The organism is Paenibacillus sp. 05T425, assembly GCF_056396205.1.
The window spans coordinates 175,139-190,195 of sequence record NZ_JBFTLA010000003.1 but is presented as its reverse complement, the minus strand read 5'-3'; the positions used below and the strand labels follow the sequence as shown (position 1 = coordinate 190,195).

At 51.0% G+C, this 15,057-nt stretch carries 13 protein-coding genes and 1 pseudogene; 6 read left to right on the top strand and 8 right to left on the bottom strand.

The genetic code is table 11. The features are described 5' to 3' along the window. Nucleotides 1-67: 67 nt before the first annotated feature. On the top strand, nucleotides 68-913 hold the full coding sequence (locus AC1DF0_RS07605; protein ID WP_477573565.1) for a helix-turn-helix domain-containing protein: 846 nt from the start codon (nucleotides 68-70) through the stop codon (nucleotides 911-913). Here the strand turns inward: AC1DF0_RS07605 and AC1DF0_RS07600 are convergent. Continuing rightward, nucleotides 910-2,316, bottom strand: a complete 1,407-nt coding sequence (locus AC1DF0_RS07600) for a HAMP domain-containing sensor histidine kinase (protein ID WP_477573564.1) — start codon at nucleotides 2,314-2,316, stop codon at nucleotides 910-912. The genes AC1DF0_RS07605 and AC1DF0_RS07600 overlap by 4 nt on opposite strands. Continuing rightward, a complete protein-coding gene (locus AC1DF0_RS07595) occupies nucleotides 2,301-2,984 on the bottom strand; it encodes a response regulator transcription factor (protein ID WP_477573720.1) in 684 nt (227 codons plus the stop codon). The genes AC1DF0_RS07600 and AC1DF0_RS07595 overlap by 16 nt, the downstream gene beginning before the upstream one ends. Before the next feature lie 171 nt (nucleotides 2,985-3,155). Between AC1DF0_RS07595 and AC1DF0_RS07590 the strand changes: the two genes are divergently transcribed. Continuing rightward, nucleotides 3,156-3,884: a YceI family protein gene (locus AC1DF0_RS07590; protein ID WP_477573563.1), complete on the top strand. Its 729-nt coding sequence runs from the start codon at nucleotides 3,156-3,158 to the stop codon at nucleotides 3,882-3,884. Between the two features lie 88 nt (nucleotides 3,885-3,972). Here the strand turns inward: AC1DF0_RS07590 and AC1DF0_RS07585 are convergent, their stop codons facing one another. Together AC1DF0_RS07585 and AC1DF0_RS07580 are read right to left on the bottom strand one after the other, a co-directional pair. Continuing rightward, nucleotides 3,973-5,478 (bottom strand): MDR family MFS transporter, encoded by a 1,506-nt coding sequence (locus AC1DF0_RS07585; protein ID WP_477573719.1) that lies wholly within the window; start codon nucleotides 5,476-5,478, stop codon nucleotides 3,973-3,975. 60 nt (nucleotides 5,479-5,538) lie between these two features. Beyond that, entirely contained in the window at nucleotides 5,539-8,010 is a 2,472-nt protein-coding gene (locus AC1DF0_RS07580; protein WP_477573562.1) for an ATP-binding cassette domain-containing protein, read from the bottom strand. A gap of 201 nt (nucleotides 8,011-8,211) precedes the next feature. On the opposite strand from AC1DF0_RS07580, the gene AC1DF0_RS07575 reads away from it, so the two are divergent. Beyond that, on the top strand, nucleotides 8,212-8,649 hold the full coding sequence (locus AC1DF0_RS07575; protein ID WP_442049945.1) for a MarR family transcriptional regulator: 438 nt from the start codon (nucleotides 8,212-8,214) through the stop codon (nucleotides 8,647-8,649). Between the two features lie 81 nt (nucleotides 8,650-8,730). Here AC1DF0_RS07575 and AC1DF0_RS07570 read toward each other — a convergent pair whose 3' ends face one another. Beyond that, nucleotides 8,731-9,270 carry an NAD(P)H-dependent oxidoreductase gene (locus AC1DF0_RS07570; protein WP_442049924.1) on the bottom strand — a complete coding sequence of 180 codons (540 nt, stop codon included), beginning with the start codon at nucleotides 9,268-9,270 and terminating at the stop codon, nucleotides 8,731-8,733. 210 nt (nucleotides 9,271-9,480) lie between these two features. Here AC1DF0_RS07570 and AC1DF0_RS07565 point away from each other — a divergent pair, with 210 nt between their 5' ends. Both AC1DF0_RS07565 and AC1DF0_RS07560 read left to right on the top strand, forming a co-directional pair. Next, complete coding sequence (locus tag AC1DF0_RS07565) at nucleotides 9,481-9,855, top strand: winged helix-turn-helix transcriptional regulator (RefSeq protein ID WP_442049925.1); 375 nt, start codon at nucleotides 9,481-9,483, stop codon at nucleotides 9,853-9,855. A gap of 90 nt (nucleotides 9,856-9,945) precedes the next feature. After that, a complete protein-coding gene (locus tag AC1DF0_RS07560; RefSeq protein WP_477573561.1) occupies nucleotides 9,946-10,857 on the top strand; it encodes an aldo/keto reductase in 912 nt (303 codons plus the stop codon). A 74-nt stretch (nucleotides 10,858-10,931) separates the two neighbouring features. Here AC1DF0_RS07560 and AC1DF0_RS07555 read toward each other — a convergent pair whose 3' ends face one another. Continuing rightward, nucleotides 10,932-11,870 (bottom strand): aldose epimerase family protein, encoded by a 939-nt coding sequence (locus tag AC1DF0_RS07555; protein ID WP_477573560.1) that lies wholly within the window; start codon nucleotides 11,868-11,870, stop codon nucleotides 10,932-10,934. Nucleotides 11,871-11,972: 102 nt separating this feature from the next. Here AC1DF0_RS07555 and AC1DF0_RS07550 point away from each other — a divergent pair, with 102 nt between their 5' ends. Further along, nucleotides 11,973-12,719 carry an AraC family ligand binding domain-containing protein gene (locus tag AC1DF0_RS07550; RefSeq protein ID WP_477573718.1) on the top strand — a complete coding sequence of 249 codons (747 nt, stop codon included), beginning with the start codon at nucleotides 11,973-11,975 and terminating at the stop codon, nucleotides 12,717-12,719. On the opposite strand, the pseudogene AC1DF0_RS07545 reads toward AC1DF0_RS07550, so the two are convergent. Together AC1DF0_RS07545 and AC1DF0_RS07540 are read right to left on the bottom strand one after the other, a co-directional pair. Continuing rightward, nucleotides 12,619-13,302 (bottom strand): annotated as a pseudogene (locus AC1DF0_RS07545) (Gfo/Idh/MocA family protein); the annotation flags it as partial. The gene AC1DF0_RS07550 and the pseudogene AC1DF0_RS07545 overlap by 101 nt on opposite strands. 145 nt (nucleotides 13,303-13,447) lie before the next feature. Continuing rightward, a complete protein-coding gene (locus AC1DF0_RS07540) occupies nucleotides 13,448-15,031 on the bottom strand; it encodes an ABC transporter substrate-binding protein (protein WP_477573559.1) in 1,584 nt (527 codons plus the stop codon). Nucleotides 15,032-15,057 lie beyond the last annotated feature (26 nt).

Sequence of the window (15,057 nt, the reverse complement as noted above, 5' to 3'; positions counted from 1 at the left end):
TATTTAACATGCACTGCGCTATCATATAAGCATATACTTTATTTCACATAGGAGGCTGAGTGCAGGGATGATGACTTTTCGAAGCTCCGTCCTATCGCCAACGCTGCTGCATCATGTCTTTTGGAATCATAAAGAGAAGTTTCAATACAGCGTAGACACTTACGAACATTGGGTTCTATTTGCGGTGGAGGGTGGCAGCTTTCGTTATGGGATTGGAAACAGTGAGGGGATTGCGCAGATGGGCGACGTCATAATATGCCCGCCGGGCATCGATTTTCATCGCGAGGTTATCCATGCGGCGTCCTTTCATTTCATCGGATTTTCTTTAGATTCACTATCGGGAGGGCTTGGTAATGAAGGACAAGAGGATGAGCACAATGTCCGACTTCGTTTGGCGGCTTCCGCCTACAAGCCTGCCGTCACGCATAAGGAAAGGCTTGCCGATAATTTGAGGTATTTCAAGGGACAGGACGAAGCCGCCGCACAGATCGATCAGCGAATCTATTGGCAAAATCATGCGCTTAACGATATATGGCTGTTTTGTCTGCAATCAATAGCTGCCGGGTCGGTCAACGAAGATATGCAGCCTGCCGATCCTCTGATGGAACAAGCGCAGCTTTATATCCGGCAGAACGCCTTTGAAGATATGAGCATGCTGGTGCTCGCGGACGAGCTGGGTATTAGTCCCGTTCAGCTCACCCGTCGTTTCACCAGAAGCGCGGGGATGACCCCTTCGCGTTATTTAAGTCATATTAGACTGGAGCAAGCGAAATCTTTGCTCGTCGATACCGAGCTCAATTTAGAAGAAATCGCTTTGGCATGCGGCTTCAACAATGGCTTTTACCTCAGTCGCGTGTTCACGAAGATGATGAAAATCAGCCCTTCCGCTTACCGTAAAACAAACCGAGTCTAGGCCCTATATACGGCAATCGGAAGCATGATCACGAATACGCTGCCTTCTCCGGAGCTTTCTCTAAGTGAAAGCTGCCCGCCCTGAGCTTGCGCTAGAAGCCTGCTGAACGTGAGGCCCAGTCCGAGGCCTCGTACGGTATGTTTCTTGTTCTCGCCGCGGAAGAACCGCTCGAAGATGAGATCCTGCTCCGGCTGCGGGATGCCTTGCCCGTTGTCGGCAACGACGATTTCGGCGAACCCATCCTCTCGCGCGCTTAGGGAGACACGAACGCTAAGCGGACGATCCGAATGACGGGATTGTACGATATTATTGAGCAAATTGACCATTATTTGTTGAATGCGCAGCGGATCGCCTATGACCCGAACAGGCTGACCTGTCAGCGACAATGAAGGCTCGGCAATTGTCACGTCTTGATGCAGAGTCCATTGGTAAATAATTTCGGGTATCAACACCGCAGCGTCGAGAACTTCGCGGTTCAAGTGTACAAGCCCAGCTTCCAAGGCGTTGTAATCAAGCAGATCGGCAACCATCCGTTCCAGTCTGCCTGTCTCTTCGAGGGCGATAGACAGAAATTCGTCGGCATCATCGCCCTGCACCACCTTTTCCTTCACGGCATGGACAAGCCCTTTCACCGAAGTAACGGGCGTCTTCAGCTCATGCGTCAAGCCGGCCAGCATGAAGTTGCGGGAATGCTCCAATTGCTTGAGGCGGCCAGCCATCTCCTTGAACGAAATAATCATTTCGTTCAGCTCTTGCTCCTTCGCGTTTGCCTCCAGCTGGACGTCGTAATGGCCTAAGCTGATCTCTCGGGCCGCCGACGCAACATTGCGTATCGGACGGACGAGCTTGCGCGACAGCAAGTATATCGTCAGCCAGCCGAGCGCTGTCAAGCTGACGAGCAGAAGACCGATTGCCCACTTCAGTTCGGGAATATGGGTTAACGATTGGGTCGGCTGGAGAAGCGTTACCTGACCAATCTTGCTTCCGTCATGTTCGATCGGGGCTATGATCGCTTTCATTCCTGGCTGCTTCGCCTTATCGAGCTTGTCGTTCAGCTTCGTTCTCAAATCCTCTTGCGTCAAAGGATCGTTCGAATAGAGCAGCCTGCCTTCCGTATCGGTAACGATGACGCACATGCCCGGCCCGAGCTTGAAGAAGCGCGACCTTTTGTCAATGTATGGTCCCAAGTTGTCCGGTACCTCAATCGTTCCTTCCGCCCCATTCAGCCGATCGGCAATTTCCTGCGCGAGCAGCTCAACCGTCTGCAGCCGGCTGTCCAGCGTCTCTCGGTTCGTCCACCAGATCGCGGCGGCGGCAAGAAGAAGAAGTCCAACGAGCAGTATAATAAAATATCGCATGGTCCAGTAGGACAACAATGAAGCTTGTTTTACTTTTCGATCCATAATTGATACCCCGTTCCGCGCAACGTCCGAATCTCGCCCTGCTCGGACGGCCAATGGAACAACGATTGACGCAGCCGCTTGATCGACAGGTCAACCGCACGATCGCTTCCTTCATAGTCCGCGCCCCATACATATTCGATAAGTTGTTCTCTCGTATAGATCCGATTCGGATTTTCCGCCAGGAATAGCAGTACCGCCAAATCACGCGGCATTAACATGACTTCGGCGCCGTTCAAGGATACGGATTGTGCTAGAAAATCGATGCTTAAGCTCCCGAAGCGCCTCTGTCTGCTCCCGTCCGTCCAATGCGCCGGCCTTCGCAACACCGCTAGGACGCGGGCAACGACCTCCTCCGGAATGAAAGGCTTCGGCATATAATCATCGGCACCGCCGTTCAGACCGTTTAACCTGTCGTCTATGCCGCCTCGCGCCGTCAACATAATTACCGGACAACTGCTCGTCTCGCGGACTTTGCGAAGCACTTCAAAGCCATCCATATGCGGCAGCATGACATCAAGCAATATGAGCGCGGGAGCTTCCACTGCGAATAAGTCCATAGCCTGTCGCCCATCCGCGGCCAATGCAACGGCAAAGCCGGCTTTACGCAAATAAACGGTCAGCACGCGGGCAATGGCCGGTTCATCTTCGACAACCATAATCGTTTGCACACCATACGCCCCTCTCATGATCGTTGCCCTCTATTGTAGCAACAGTCGGATCATGCGGCAATGCCGTCGAAACAAAGAAATTTCCCGTTCATGCTCCGACATCTTCCCGACTTATTCGTCCGTTACAATGAACTTAAATAGAGGGCATCAGTCCATAAATGGAGGGAAATCATGAAGAAAAAAGGAATCATCTGGACAAGCGTCATCGCGGCGGTCATTGTCATCGGCGTAGGAGGATACGCGCTAATGAATGACTATCTCGGCAACAATGTAGAGATCGAATCGGTCATGACTCCATCCGCGGAAAACAATGCAAATACTTCTGAGGAGACGGGCTCTGGCGAAGGCGTTACGGCCGGTGCCGCCGTATCGGTGGACGAGCTTAATGGTGAATGGAATATCGCTAGCGGTTCGAAGGTATATTGGTCAGTCACGACATCGAAGGAAACGGTCAATTTCGTTAATGAATCGGTAAGCGGCTCATGGACTGTAGACTTGAACGACACGTCGAAAATGGCAGGTGAAGGCGTCCTCGATATGACGGCTCTTGATTCCGGCAACAGCCAGCGCGACGGTCATGTCAAGGATCGCGACGACCTGCTCGCCGTTAGCCAGTACCCGGAAGCGACATTCACGGCAACGGCTATCTCGCCTCAAGCAGCCGAGTTCACGGAAGGCACAGCCGTTCCGCTAACTATCGAAGGAACATTAACGGTTAAGGGTGTCGAGAAAGCAGTTACTTTTGATTCCAACGCCATGTATCAGAACGGTCAGCTTCTACTATCCGGCACTACGAAAGTCACGTTCGCTGATTTCGGAATGGCCAGCCCGCACACTGTCGTATTAGAAACGGAAAACGATCTGTCTGTTCAGCTTGAACTAATATTGGCCCAAGCATAATTTAACCGAATAGAAATAGAAGCCTTTAGTGTCGCTCCAGCAGCGGTACCAAAGGCTTCTTATTCACGTATAGAATACTAATTGCACTCTAATGTCCAACTACATACTCTTCTAGTTCCGTTGCCGGATCGAACTTTTCCTTGCTCATAGCTAGTGCTGCAAGAAGCGCGATGACCGCCGGGATAATAGCCCATGCGAACGTTTGAACGAGTGACGAGGACAGCGCCTCCGTAATCTGATCGAGAACTTGGGTCGGAATATGCTCCCGTGTCGCCGGAGTAAGAATTTGACTCGGATCCCCTAGATCGATGCCGTCCGGCACTTCACCGCCGCTGCTGAACTTGGCAGCCAGCTTATTCGTAAAGATATGACTCTGGATAATGCCGAATACTGTAATGCCCAGCGTCATTCCAAGCTCCCTCGTAAAGTTCAGCGTAGAGCTCGCAGAACCGCGCTGTCTTGCCGTGAAGCCATGAATCGCCGCGTTGCTCAGCACGGAGAATGATGCGCCAATGCCGAGACCGATCAAGATCATGAAGATCGTAAGGATGAAACGCGACGAATCTGGCGTAAGAGTCGTCAGAAGTGCGATGCCTATGACAAGCAGCGTTAATGTCGCGATCATGATGGAGCGATACTTAAACTTCGTAAGCAACGAACCGCCTCCAGCGGCAGTAACAACCGAGCCTAACATCATAGGGAGCAAAATAAGCCCCGAATTCGTTGCCGATCCGCCGATAACGCCTTGAATGAAGATCGGAATATAGACCGAAGCGGTAATAAAAGCTGCGCCGCTGAACAAAGCCATCATATTGCTTGTCGAATAGAGACGGTTCTTGAACATGCCGAACGTAATAATCGGTTCTTGCGCACTGCGTTCGATGAAGACGAAACCAACGATAAGGACAGCAAAAGCCAAAAACAATCCGATGATCATGCCGGAGTCCCAAGCGTATTCCTTGCCTCCAAGCTCAAGCGCGAACATGAGGCAGACGATCGCGGCTACAAGCGTAAATGCGCCCATATAGTCGATTTTTTGCTTAGAATGCTCGACAGATTCCTTGTAGAACAACGTAATCAGGCCGAACGAAATAAGGCCGAGCGGCAAGTTAATGTAGAAAATCCACGACCAATTGATGTAGTCCGTAATATAAGCGCCTAACAGCGGTCCGAAAAGGCTGGATAAACCGAATACGGCGCCGAACAACCCGCCCATCTTGCCGCGCTTATCCGCTGGCACGACATCGAACATGATCGTGAACGCGATCGGCAATACAGCGCCGCCGCCGATCCCTTGAATCGCGCGATAAATGCTAAGCTGCACGATAGTCTCCGCAGTGCCGCATAAGGCAGAGCCTATCATGAACACGATGATACCGAATATGAAGAAACGCTTGCGGCCGTACATATCCGATAATTTGCCGAAGATTGGCATGCCGGCCATCTCCGCTACCATATAAGCGGAAGTTACCCACATCAATTTGTCAAAACCGCCTAGTTCTCCAACGATCGTTCCCATAGCCGTTGCCACGATCGTATTGTCCATCGATCCCATGAGGACGGCCAGCAGCAGACCCGCAATGATGATCCCCATATTGTTTCTTTTAACCACGTTGCTTACTCCCTCCACGCACTCTTGCGTCTTATCTCTACCTTACATGCCTTCTGCCAGCATTTGCTTCAAAAACCGTCCCGTATAAGAAGCACTCACTTCAGCCACTTGCTCAGGCGTGCCTTCGGCTACAAGCATGCCGCCTGCTGAGCCGCCTTCCGGGCCAATATCGATCACCCAGTCAGTTTCCCGAATCAGCTCCAAGCTATGCTCAACGACGACAACGGTATTGCCCGAATCGACGAGCTTGCTGAGCAGCACATGCAGCCGCTTGATGTCCGAAGGATGGAGACCGGTTGTCGGCTCGTCCAGCAAATACAGCGTATGATCTTTCGAGGGTTTGCTCAGCTCCTTCGCTAACCTGATTCGTTGACCTTCACCGCCGGATAATGTTTTGACCGACTGACCCCATATCAAATAACCGAGCCCCACCTCGCAAAGCATAGCGATAAGCGCTGCAATCTTCGTCTCCGAGCTTAAGATGGGCAGACTTTCCTGTATGGACATATTGAGCAAATCGGAGATCGAATACCCTGCATATTGGACTTCCAGCACATCGTCTGTAAATCTTCTGCCTTTGCAGTCATGGCACTTCACCTCTAGATCGGGCATGAAGTTCATGTCTACCGTCAACACGCCTAAGCCTTGGCATGTCTCGCAGCGCCCTCCCGGCGTATTGAACGAGAAGTGCTTCGAAGTGAGCTTCCGCTTCTTAGCCTCCGGCAAAGCCGCGAACAGCTGACGCAAATGCGTGAATACATCGGTATACGTTGCGACATTCGAACGCTGCATTCTTCCCATTGGCGTCTGATCGAAAATGATTGTATTCCCCGTCTGTTCTTCTGCGAGAATATCGAATACGAGCGTTGACTTCCCGGAACCCGATACCCCCGTTACGGACACCAGTTGCCCCAGCGGGAAACGGACTTCCGGGATGTTCACATTGCGAAGCTTCGCATTCTTAATCGTAATCTGCTTGCCATTGCCTTTCCTGCGCAAGCGATCAGAAGCGGAAGTAGCAGCGGCTGCCCTCTGCTTCTCTTCCCTCAAATAAGCGCCCGTGACCGAAGACTCGCTTGTCAATAAGTCTTCCAAGCTACCCTCGCCTACAACGGTGCCGCCGTACAGGCCAGCCCCCGGTCCGATATCGATGATATGATCGGCCGCTCGCATCATTTCGACGTCATGCTCAATCACGAGCACCGTATTGCCTAGATCGCGAAGCTCTTGCAGTACTCGAATAAGGCCGACCGTATCGCGGGGATGAAGCCCCGTCGTCGGCTCATCGAGAATATACAGCACTCCGGTCAGACCCGACCCAAGCAGCGAGGCGAGCCGTAGACGCTGTGCTTCACCGCCGGACAACGTTACCGTCTGACGGTTCAGCGAGAGGTAACCAAGACCGACATCCATAATCCGTTTTAGCCGGATTGGCATGTCGTGAAGAATCGGTTCGAGCAGATGCAGCCCCTCTGACGGGATCGTATGCTGCAGCGCATTCGTCCATGCGTATACTTCGCCAAGCGACCAGTCCGATACATCCGTAATCGATGCGTCTGCCACGCGAACTTGACGCACCTCTTGTTTCAATCGTGCGCCGAGGCAAGCCGGACATTGCTGTTCATGGAAGAAGCCGCCTTCCTTTTCCTGCGTGCCCGCGTCCGCTTCTTTCTCCTTATAGCGCCGCCATAGACCAGGGATGACGCCTTCGAACTTCGTACCTTGGACAGGCTTCACATTCGGATAATGGCGTTTGAATGCTTCGCTTTCCACGCCGTAATAGAGCAAATCCCGCTGCAGCTCGCCATAGTGCTTCAATCGCTGATCGGGATCGAGCTCGAAACCATAATGTTTAGCAGCCGCTGCAAGTATGCGAATCTGAATATCGCGATGAACGCCGTTCAGCGAGGCAACGCCTCCTTCGCGCAAGCTTAGCTCTGGGCTAAAGACCGCCGCTTCATTGATACTGGCCACATGACCAAGACCGCCGCATGACTCGCAAGCGCCTTCCGGTTTATTGAAGGAGAAGTGCGACATGCCTAACTTCTCAAGCTGCGCTCCGCAATGCGGGCAGCCTGTCGTCTGACGCTCCATCCAATCGTCTTCCTCCGTGATGGCTCCTTGCGGCTCGAATGAGGGCGCAATTAGTTCATTGCAATGTGGACATATCCTCTCGCCTAGTCTAGCGAAAATAAAGCGGACGAACGTATAAATATCCGTCACCGTCCCGACCGTCGAACGCGGATTGCGATTGGTCACATGCTGTCCAACGCTTATAGAGGGCGACAAACCTTCGATCGCATCCACCTTCGGCTTGCTGATGGAATCGGACGTCATCCCCATAGAATCCAAGTACAGCCTTTGACATTCCCGTTGGAGCGTATCCATCGCTAACGTTGACTTGCCCGAACCTGACGGCCCGGTAACAACGACAAGCTTGTACTTTGGAATCGATACATTTATATTTTTTAAGTTATTTTCCCGCGCACCTTTGATCATGATCATTTCTTTCATCAAAAATGAAGCCTCCCTCGCTTTATTTTGCACTTAAAGATCGTTTAGTATAGAATGTATTTAATTGTTCGGTTCATCAAATATCTCTACTACCTAATATCTCGTTTATCAAGATATTTATATCTTAAGAGGAGGTTTGTTCTTTTGTCAAGCCAACAACCTACGCCAACAACTCATCTGCAGGAGCAGCTCGCTCAGCGCATGCGGGGACTCGGAAGTCGTACCGTCTTGTATCAACAAAACGTTGCTGCAGCGCTCAAGGTATACAATAGCGATTTTCTGTCCGTCGATATTTTGCGCGAAAGAGGTCCCATTACGGCAGGCGAGCTTTCCAAGTTAACCGGCCTATCCACCGGCAGCGTTACCGCGCTAATCGACAGGCTCGAGAAGAACGGCTTTGTCCGCAGGCAGAATGACCCCAATGATCGTCGCAAAGTCATAATCGTTCCGATATACGAAGAGAAGGAAGACGTCAGCCATATTTACATGCCGCTTAACGATGCCATGATGGAGCTGGCCTCCACTTATTCAGACGAAGAACTCACACTCATCACGCAGTTTCTAGACAAAGCAAGTAACGTTATAGAGGAGCAAATGACTGCGCTCAGCTCCATCGCACGCAGCAAATCAACGTCTTAACCCCGTCGTTCTATCTACGGCTACCAAAAACAGCCCTGCATCTCCATTAAGGAGAGCAGAGCTGTTTAGTATAATCACATACTAATGCGCGAGCGCAAGTGCGGAAGATTGGATAAATCGAACGTAATTGGCCGCTTCCTGCTTGAGCCGATCATCCGTTATCTCCATTGCACCGTAGATTTCGAACGACGGCAAATAGGTGCCTCCGCATCTCTTGATCGTCCGCTCGATCGGCCGGAACAGCTCGCTAAGCGTATATTCATTGTCGCCGCCGGATCGGTATGAATTCCATGTGCCTCCGGCAGTTGTCGCGATCGCGAACTCTTTGCCGTGGAGATGATTTCCGCCAGGACCGTATGCCCATCCGTACGTTAACACGTCGTCGAACCATTTTTTCAAGAGCGGCGGGCTGCTATACCAATATAGGGGGAACTGCAGCACAATACGGTCATGCGCAAGCAGCAGTTGATGCTCTTTCTCCGCGTCGATGTCCCAGCCCGGATATTCCGCGCTTAGATCGCGATACGTAACGTTCGTCTCCTCCATGGCAGCAACTGCCAGCGCCCGGTTAACCCGAGATTCGCCAATATGGGGATGCACGGCAATAATCATTATGTTCATAACAACCATCCTTTGTTCGATAATTGCAGAATCGCGATCTACACCCCCATTATGGACTCGATGCAAAGTTTAGGAAAGTACGCAGTTTTTACGTACTTGGTACGGTTAACCATACTTAGTACGCTGGAAAATCGTACTCCACAATAACGGGATTCATCTGTTAAAATGCAAGTATCAGTCTTAGCACCAGACAGTCGGGAGTGGATCGTAATGGGACTAACGAACGGAATCATCGCTACGCTGCAAGTCATCGGGGGCAAGTGGAAGCCGCTTATCTTATTCCTATTGCTGAATGAAGGAACGCTTCGATTCGGAGAACTGCGGCGTTTGCTGCCGAATATTACGCAAGGCATGCTGACGAGCCAGCTTCGCGAAATGGAACGCGACGGTCTTGTCGTTCGCCGGGTATATCAGGAAATTCCGCCGAAGGTCGAATATGAACTGTCCGAGCATGGCCGTTCGCTTCATCAGGTGCTGGCCGATATGTGCGGTTGGGGCTTTACCCATATCGATTATATGAAAGAGACGAATAACCAAAGCGATGATGAGGCTGCTCTCTCGCCAATCAACAGCGCCAACAAATAGTTTCGTAGTTTAGTTGCCAGTCTATCGTTTTTGTGATAAAACGAACTTATCTTTCTTATATTTGGAAGAAAAGGAGCTGCGTATACGACAATGGAGAAAGCTCTACTTGGCCGGACAGGACTGCCGGTAACGAAACTTAGCTACGGCGCTATGGAAATTCGAGGTCCACGCGTATGGAGCGGAAGGCCTTTCGAGGATACTGACGCGGAGCGCATCTTGAATGCCGTACTGGACTTAGGCATCAACTTCATCGATACCTCTTACGACTATGGTAGAAGCGAGGAATTAATCGGCCGTTTCATCAGCCATCGCCGTGATGAATACATTCTCGCCACGAAATGCGGCTGCTGCGTCACCGATCGCGGCGACCATGACGAAACCTCTCATATTTGGACGCGCGACAACCTGCTGCATAATATAGACACGAGTTTGACAAGAATGAAAACGGATTATATTGACCTCCTCCAACTGCATGGCCCAACACCGCAGCAGGCCGAGGAAGGCCAACTGGTCGATGTTCTGAAGGAAATTCAAGCAAGCGGCAAGGTTCGTTATATCGGCGTGTCCTCCTATCTCCCCAACCTGCCCCCGTTTGTCAAATGGGACGCATTCGATACGTTCCAGCTTCCCTACTCAGCCTTGGAAAGAGAGCATGAAGATTGGGTAACGAAAGCTGCCGGCACCGGAGCTGGAATCATCGTCCGAGGCGGCGTTGGCCAAGGCGAGCCGGGAGTCGGGCGCGGATCGACAGACCGTTGGAGCGCATGGGAGGAGGCAAAGCTTGACGAACTGCTTGAGCATGGCGAACAGCGAACGGGCTTCTTGCTTCGTTTCACCTTGTCTCATCCGTCCATGACGACGACGATCGTCGGAACGAAGAATCCTAATCATTTGGCGGAAAATATTCGCTATGCCGAGATGGGGCCATTGCCTGACGATGTGTATGAGGAAGCGAAGAAGCGTCTTGATGCGATCGGACGCAAAGCATTAACCATCGCGTAAGCAACAACCCAAATAGCTCATTCCTAGGCCAACATGGGCCATGTGGAATGAGCTTTTTTAATAGGCAATCCCTATTAATCCAACGCTACACTAAGCGTCCAATGGTTCGTCGAATATCCTTGTACTTGCTTTACTTTGCCGATTCGATGCGCATAATCAACGCTGTCCATATAGCCGGAAGCAGGCTCGATGGCGAACGTGTAATCGTCGAAGCCGCCGTAGTTGGCCCATATGGCCAAATAAGGATTTTCCTCCGTAGAGAAGCGGAATGTAATGCGATCGCCTGTGACTGGATCCGCCAAGCTTGCGTATCCGTCCTGCAAAGCATCCGTGAAATAATATTTCTCCGCCGCCAAGGTTGAGCCGTCCTCCATAACGGACAGGTTAACTTCAGCTCCGTTATTTGTCGAAGCTATAGGAAAGCTCGTCACGTCCAGTTGTTTACCGATTCTATCAAGATGAGAGTATGAGATCTGAATATTGCCGCTGGATGGCTCGGTATCTAGCTTCATGCCGGGACTAACGGCTAATAGTGGATGGGCTGCCCACAAATAAGAGAACACATGCGGCGTAGTATTATCTAGCCGGTAATCGATCTTCAGCTCATTGCCAACAAGCGCGATGGTCTTCGTCAGCCGATAGGGCACATGAACGCCTTCGACCGTAAGAATTAACCGATCGCCATCAAAATCTCGGTTCCATGGCATAGACCATACTTCTCCGTGATCCGGATATCGCTTGTCCGTCCACGGCTCGTCCGGACAGGGACAGGCTTCGATCGTCGGGAACATCTCGTCCCATCCTCCCCGATCCCCTTCGCCCCAGGACATGCCATAACGAAGCTCCTCCCAGGGACGATCCGTATGATGAATCCAATCCTTGCCGGAGCGCTTATCCTCGAGTGAGATGATTTTGCCTCCCCGTTCCGGAACGATACGAACGATTATCCGTTCGTTGTCACCGATTAAGCACGTATAGCCTTGTTCTATGTATTCGCTCCATGTAGTGGTCATTGTTATTCCTCACCTCTTGTTTTTGAAATAATAAACATAAACTATAAATAGAACAATTTATTGCGGCACAGGAGAGATATCCGAGTGAGAACCGATCTGCGCATGGCGCCATTGTACTTTTCATATGAACGCAAAAGCAGCTACGAAGAACAATACCAAGGCGTATTTCATGCCCATCTAGAAGTCGAAATTTTGATGATCCATGAAGGCCAGGGCTCGATTATCGTCAATCAGCTGAATTACGAGATTAAGCCCGGCATGATCTGCGTATTCCAGCCCTTTCAATTGCATCATGTGCAAACGGTAATTGGAGAAAATACGCCCTTCGTACGCTCCGTCATTCAATTCGAGCCGTCGCGATATGAAGCCTTCTTTGAGAATTGGCCTGCTCTACATGCTTTCTTAAAGCAATTTCACAAAGGAAAGCCGCCCACTCCCGGGTATTACGAACCTAAGGAGATGGAGCGGCTATCGCATATTTTGCTAAGTCTGCAAGAATCGATAAAGAGCTTGTCCAAGGATCAATATCTCGAGGAGTTCTCTCTTTTCCTGATCGCTTTTTTCCGTACCTTCAGAACTCTGTACGAGAGCCGGCGCTTGGATTCGCAGGCGGAGCCGCAAACCCGTCAACCGCACCAAGCCGAGAAGATCATGGAGTGGCTGGAGAAGATGAGCACGGATTTGCACCTATCTACGCATCACTTGTCTCATTTATTCAAGGATTGCACGGGCAGCACGATAATCCATTGGAGAGCGAAGCCGTTACTTTCCAAGGGACGGACACTCTGGCTTTGGCTCCTTGGAATATCAACTGCTGTTCTTCGCCATGGTGGACGACGGAGCTCGTAATTTGCCCCAAAGCCCCGTTATCGAACTTGAGCATGCCGATTGACAGATCCTCTACTTCGGCATTGTCATGGGATACGTTGCTCATGAAAGCTTGCACTTGATTCGGCCTGCCGTTCATCCAAAGCATCGCGTCGATATGATGTACGGCATGGTTTAGCGTCAGCCCTCCACCCTCTTTCTCCCAAGTGCCTCTCCACCACAAATCATAATAGCAATGACCGCGCCACCAGAAAGAGTCTACTTGAACATGCACGATTTCGCCCATCAGCTTGCTGTCGAGAACGGATTTTAATTTCATCATCGGCGTTCTGAAACGGTTTTGCGCAACGACGGACAATATTTTCCCGGTTCTGCGGGCAGCATCATTCATTAAATCGCATTCCTCCAAGGAGGAGGCCATCGGTTTTTCTACGAGCACGTGCTTATTCGCTTCCATAAAATCGACCGCCAGAGAAGCATGCGTGTAAGGAGGCGTACAGATGGATACGAGATCAATATCTTCCGCCAGCAAATCCTGATAGTTTTTATAGCCTTTGGCCTCAAGCCCGAACTTCTCGATTTGGGCCCATGCTTTGTCTTCATATTAACCTCCAATGGATTTGATGCTTATATCGTAACAAGGACACCGCCCGAATTGTGACTTCATATTGCGTAAAAATACCGCTACTTTGCGGAGGAATGCAGACAATCCCGTGAGCTGCATCGGCTGCTCCGGGACTGTCTATTAGCTATTGAATGGTTTTCAAGTATTCCTGCGCCTGCTTCTCGACTTCCGCTTTCACTTTATCGATGCCGGCTGCATCCAGCTTCTCGGTCAGTTGCGCGTAAGCCTCGTCGACATTTTTCACCGCGCCGATAAAGAGCGGGCTGCCGTATTGCGTCGATACGTTGGCGATATTCGCGATCTGTGCCTTCACGTTCTCGCTATTGAAGGTAAAGCCTGCATACAGCAGCGGCTTCAGCTTCTCGCCGACCGTATTTCGGTGATCGATATATGATTGCGGCCAGTTAGCCATCGGCTTGATCAGATCTTTGTTGACGAACCAGAAGCCGCTGGAATCGGCAGGGAACGTATTGTTCTCAGACGTAACGCCTTCAGGCAAAGCAATTTTATCGTCTTCCGTAATGACATAGTTTTTGCCCTCGATGCCGAAGGTAGTCAAGTATACATACTCCGGATCATGCATGATCAAATCCATCGCCTGAAGGGCGCGTTCCGGATTGTCGGAGTTGGCAGCTACCGCTAGACCATTGTTGAGCCATGTGTTCTGCGGCGCATGTCCTTGCGGAGACACCGCTGTAATGATATCAACTTCGATGCCTTTAGCCGCGCACGTTTCGGTTACGCTTGCTACGTCAAGCGAGTTGCCGAACGCAACGCCTGACAGGCCTTCGCAGAAGTTGTCTTTGGAGCGCGTCTTGTTTGCATACGGATTTTTGTTCACGTAACCTTTGTCGTACCAATCCTTCATGATGTTCGCTGCGAACTTGCCCGCGCTCAAGAATGGCTCCTCGACCGTTGTAAATACGGCACCTGACGTATCTTCATAATCATAAGCGATGCCTTGTGCCATCGGATTGCCCGAATCAAGCGGCTGCGTATACCCCATCTTCTCGTTCGTCAAGTACAGGAACGGCGTTGGCAGATCAAATTGGCTGTCCAAGTTAAGCGGAATCATATCCGGTTCGTTTTTCTTGATCGCTTCCAAATAAGGTCCAAGTTCGGAAAGCTTCGTCACCTCGGCTATGCCGTATTTCTCGCGCAAGTCGCGGCGGATCAGCGCGACCGACGCTTTGCGGTCAGGGGTGGCGGTAGGAACCATATACGGAATGCCGTTGATTTCCGCCGCCTTCAGCGCAAGCGGGTCCAGCTTCGCCATATGCTGAGGCATATATTTGTTAAGCAGCTCCGTATTAAGCTCCATATAAGCGCCTTTCATTGCTTCCTGTACATAGAAGTTCCAATCGGCTGCAAAAATAATGTCCACGTCTTCGCCCGAAGCGAGCACGAGCGGATACTTCGACTGCACCTCGCCCCATCCGATATAATTAACATCAAGCGTCGCGTTAATATCTTCTTTCATCTTCTTGTTCAGCTCCGTCAGCACTTCAGGCATCCCTTTCGGAGCATCGCCGAGCAGGTACATGCTAAGCTTAACTTCCTTCGAATTGTCGATGCCGCTTGCTGCTTCATTGCCTCCCGCATTGTCGCTCGTCGCTGGAGCGTTATTGCCATTGTTGCCGGAGCAAGCCGACAGCAAGAGCGCAACCATCATCAGCGTCAATATTCCTAAATTCAGCTTTTTCTTCACTTTCTTATTTCCCCCTTGAAAGTTGT

Excerpts from the sequence above, each read along its gene's own strand:
- AC1DF0_RS07590 (WP_477573563.1), top strand. The coding sequence starts at position 3,156 with ATGAAGAAAAAAGGAATCATCTGGACAAGCGTCATCGCGGCGGTCATT.
- AC1DF0_RS07570 (WP_442049924.1), bottom strand. The coding sequence starts at position 9,270 with ATGAACATAATGATTATTGCCGTGCATCCCCATATTGGCGAATCTCGG.
- AC1DF0_RS07605 (WP_477573565.1), top strand. The coding sequence starts at position 68 with ATGATGACTTTTCGAAGCTCCGTCCTATCGCCAACGCTGCTGCATCAT.
- AC1DF0_RS07555 (WP_477573560.1), bottom strand. The coding sequence starts at position 11,870 with ATGACCACTACATGGAGCGAATACATAGAACAAGGCTATACGTGCTTA.
- AC1DF0_RS07565 (WP_442049925.1), top strand. The coding sequence starts at position 9,481 with ATGGGACTAACGAACGGAATCATCGCTACGCTGCAAGTCATCGGGGGC.
- AC1DF0_RS07600 (WP_477573564.1), bottom strand. The coding sequence starts at position 2,316 with ATGGATCGAAAAGTAAAACAAGCTTCATTGTTGTCCTACTGGACCATG.
- AC1DF0_RS07575 (WP_442049945.1), top strand. The coding sequence starts at position 8,212 with ATGCGGGGACTCGGAAGTCGTACCGTCTTGTATCAACAAAACGTTGCT.
- AC1DF0_RS07550 (WP_477573718.1), top strand. The coding sequence starts at position 11,973 with ATGGCGCCATTGTACTTTTCATATGAACGCAAAAGCAGCTACGAAGAA.
- AC1DF0_RS07580 (WP_477573562.1), bottom strand. The coding sequence starts at position 8,010 with ATGAAAGAAATGATCATGATCAAAGGTGCGCGGGAAAATAACTTAAAA.
- AC1DF0_RS07585 (WP_477573719.1), bottom strand. The coding sequence starts at position 5,478 with ATGGGGATCATCATTGCGGGTCTGCTGCTGGCCGTCCTCATGGGATCG.
- AC1DF0_RS07560 (WP_477573561.1), top strand. The coding sequence starts at position 9,946 with ATGGAGAAAGCTCTACTTGGCCGGACAGGACTGCCGGTAACGAAACTT.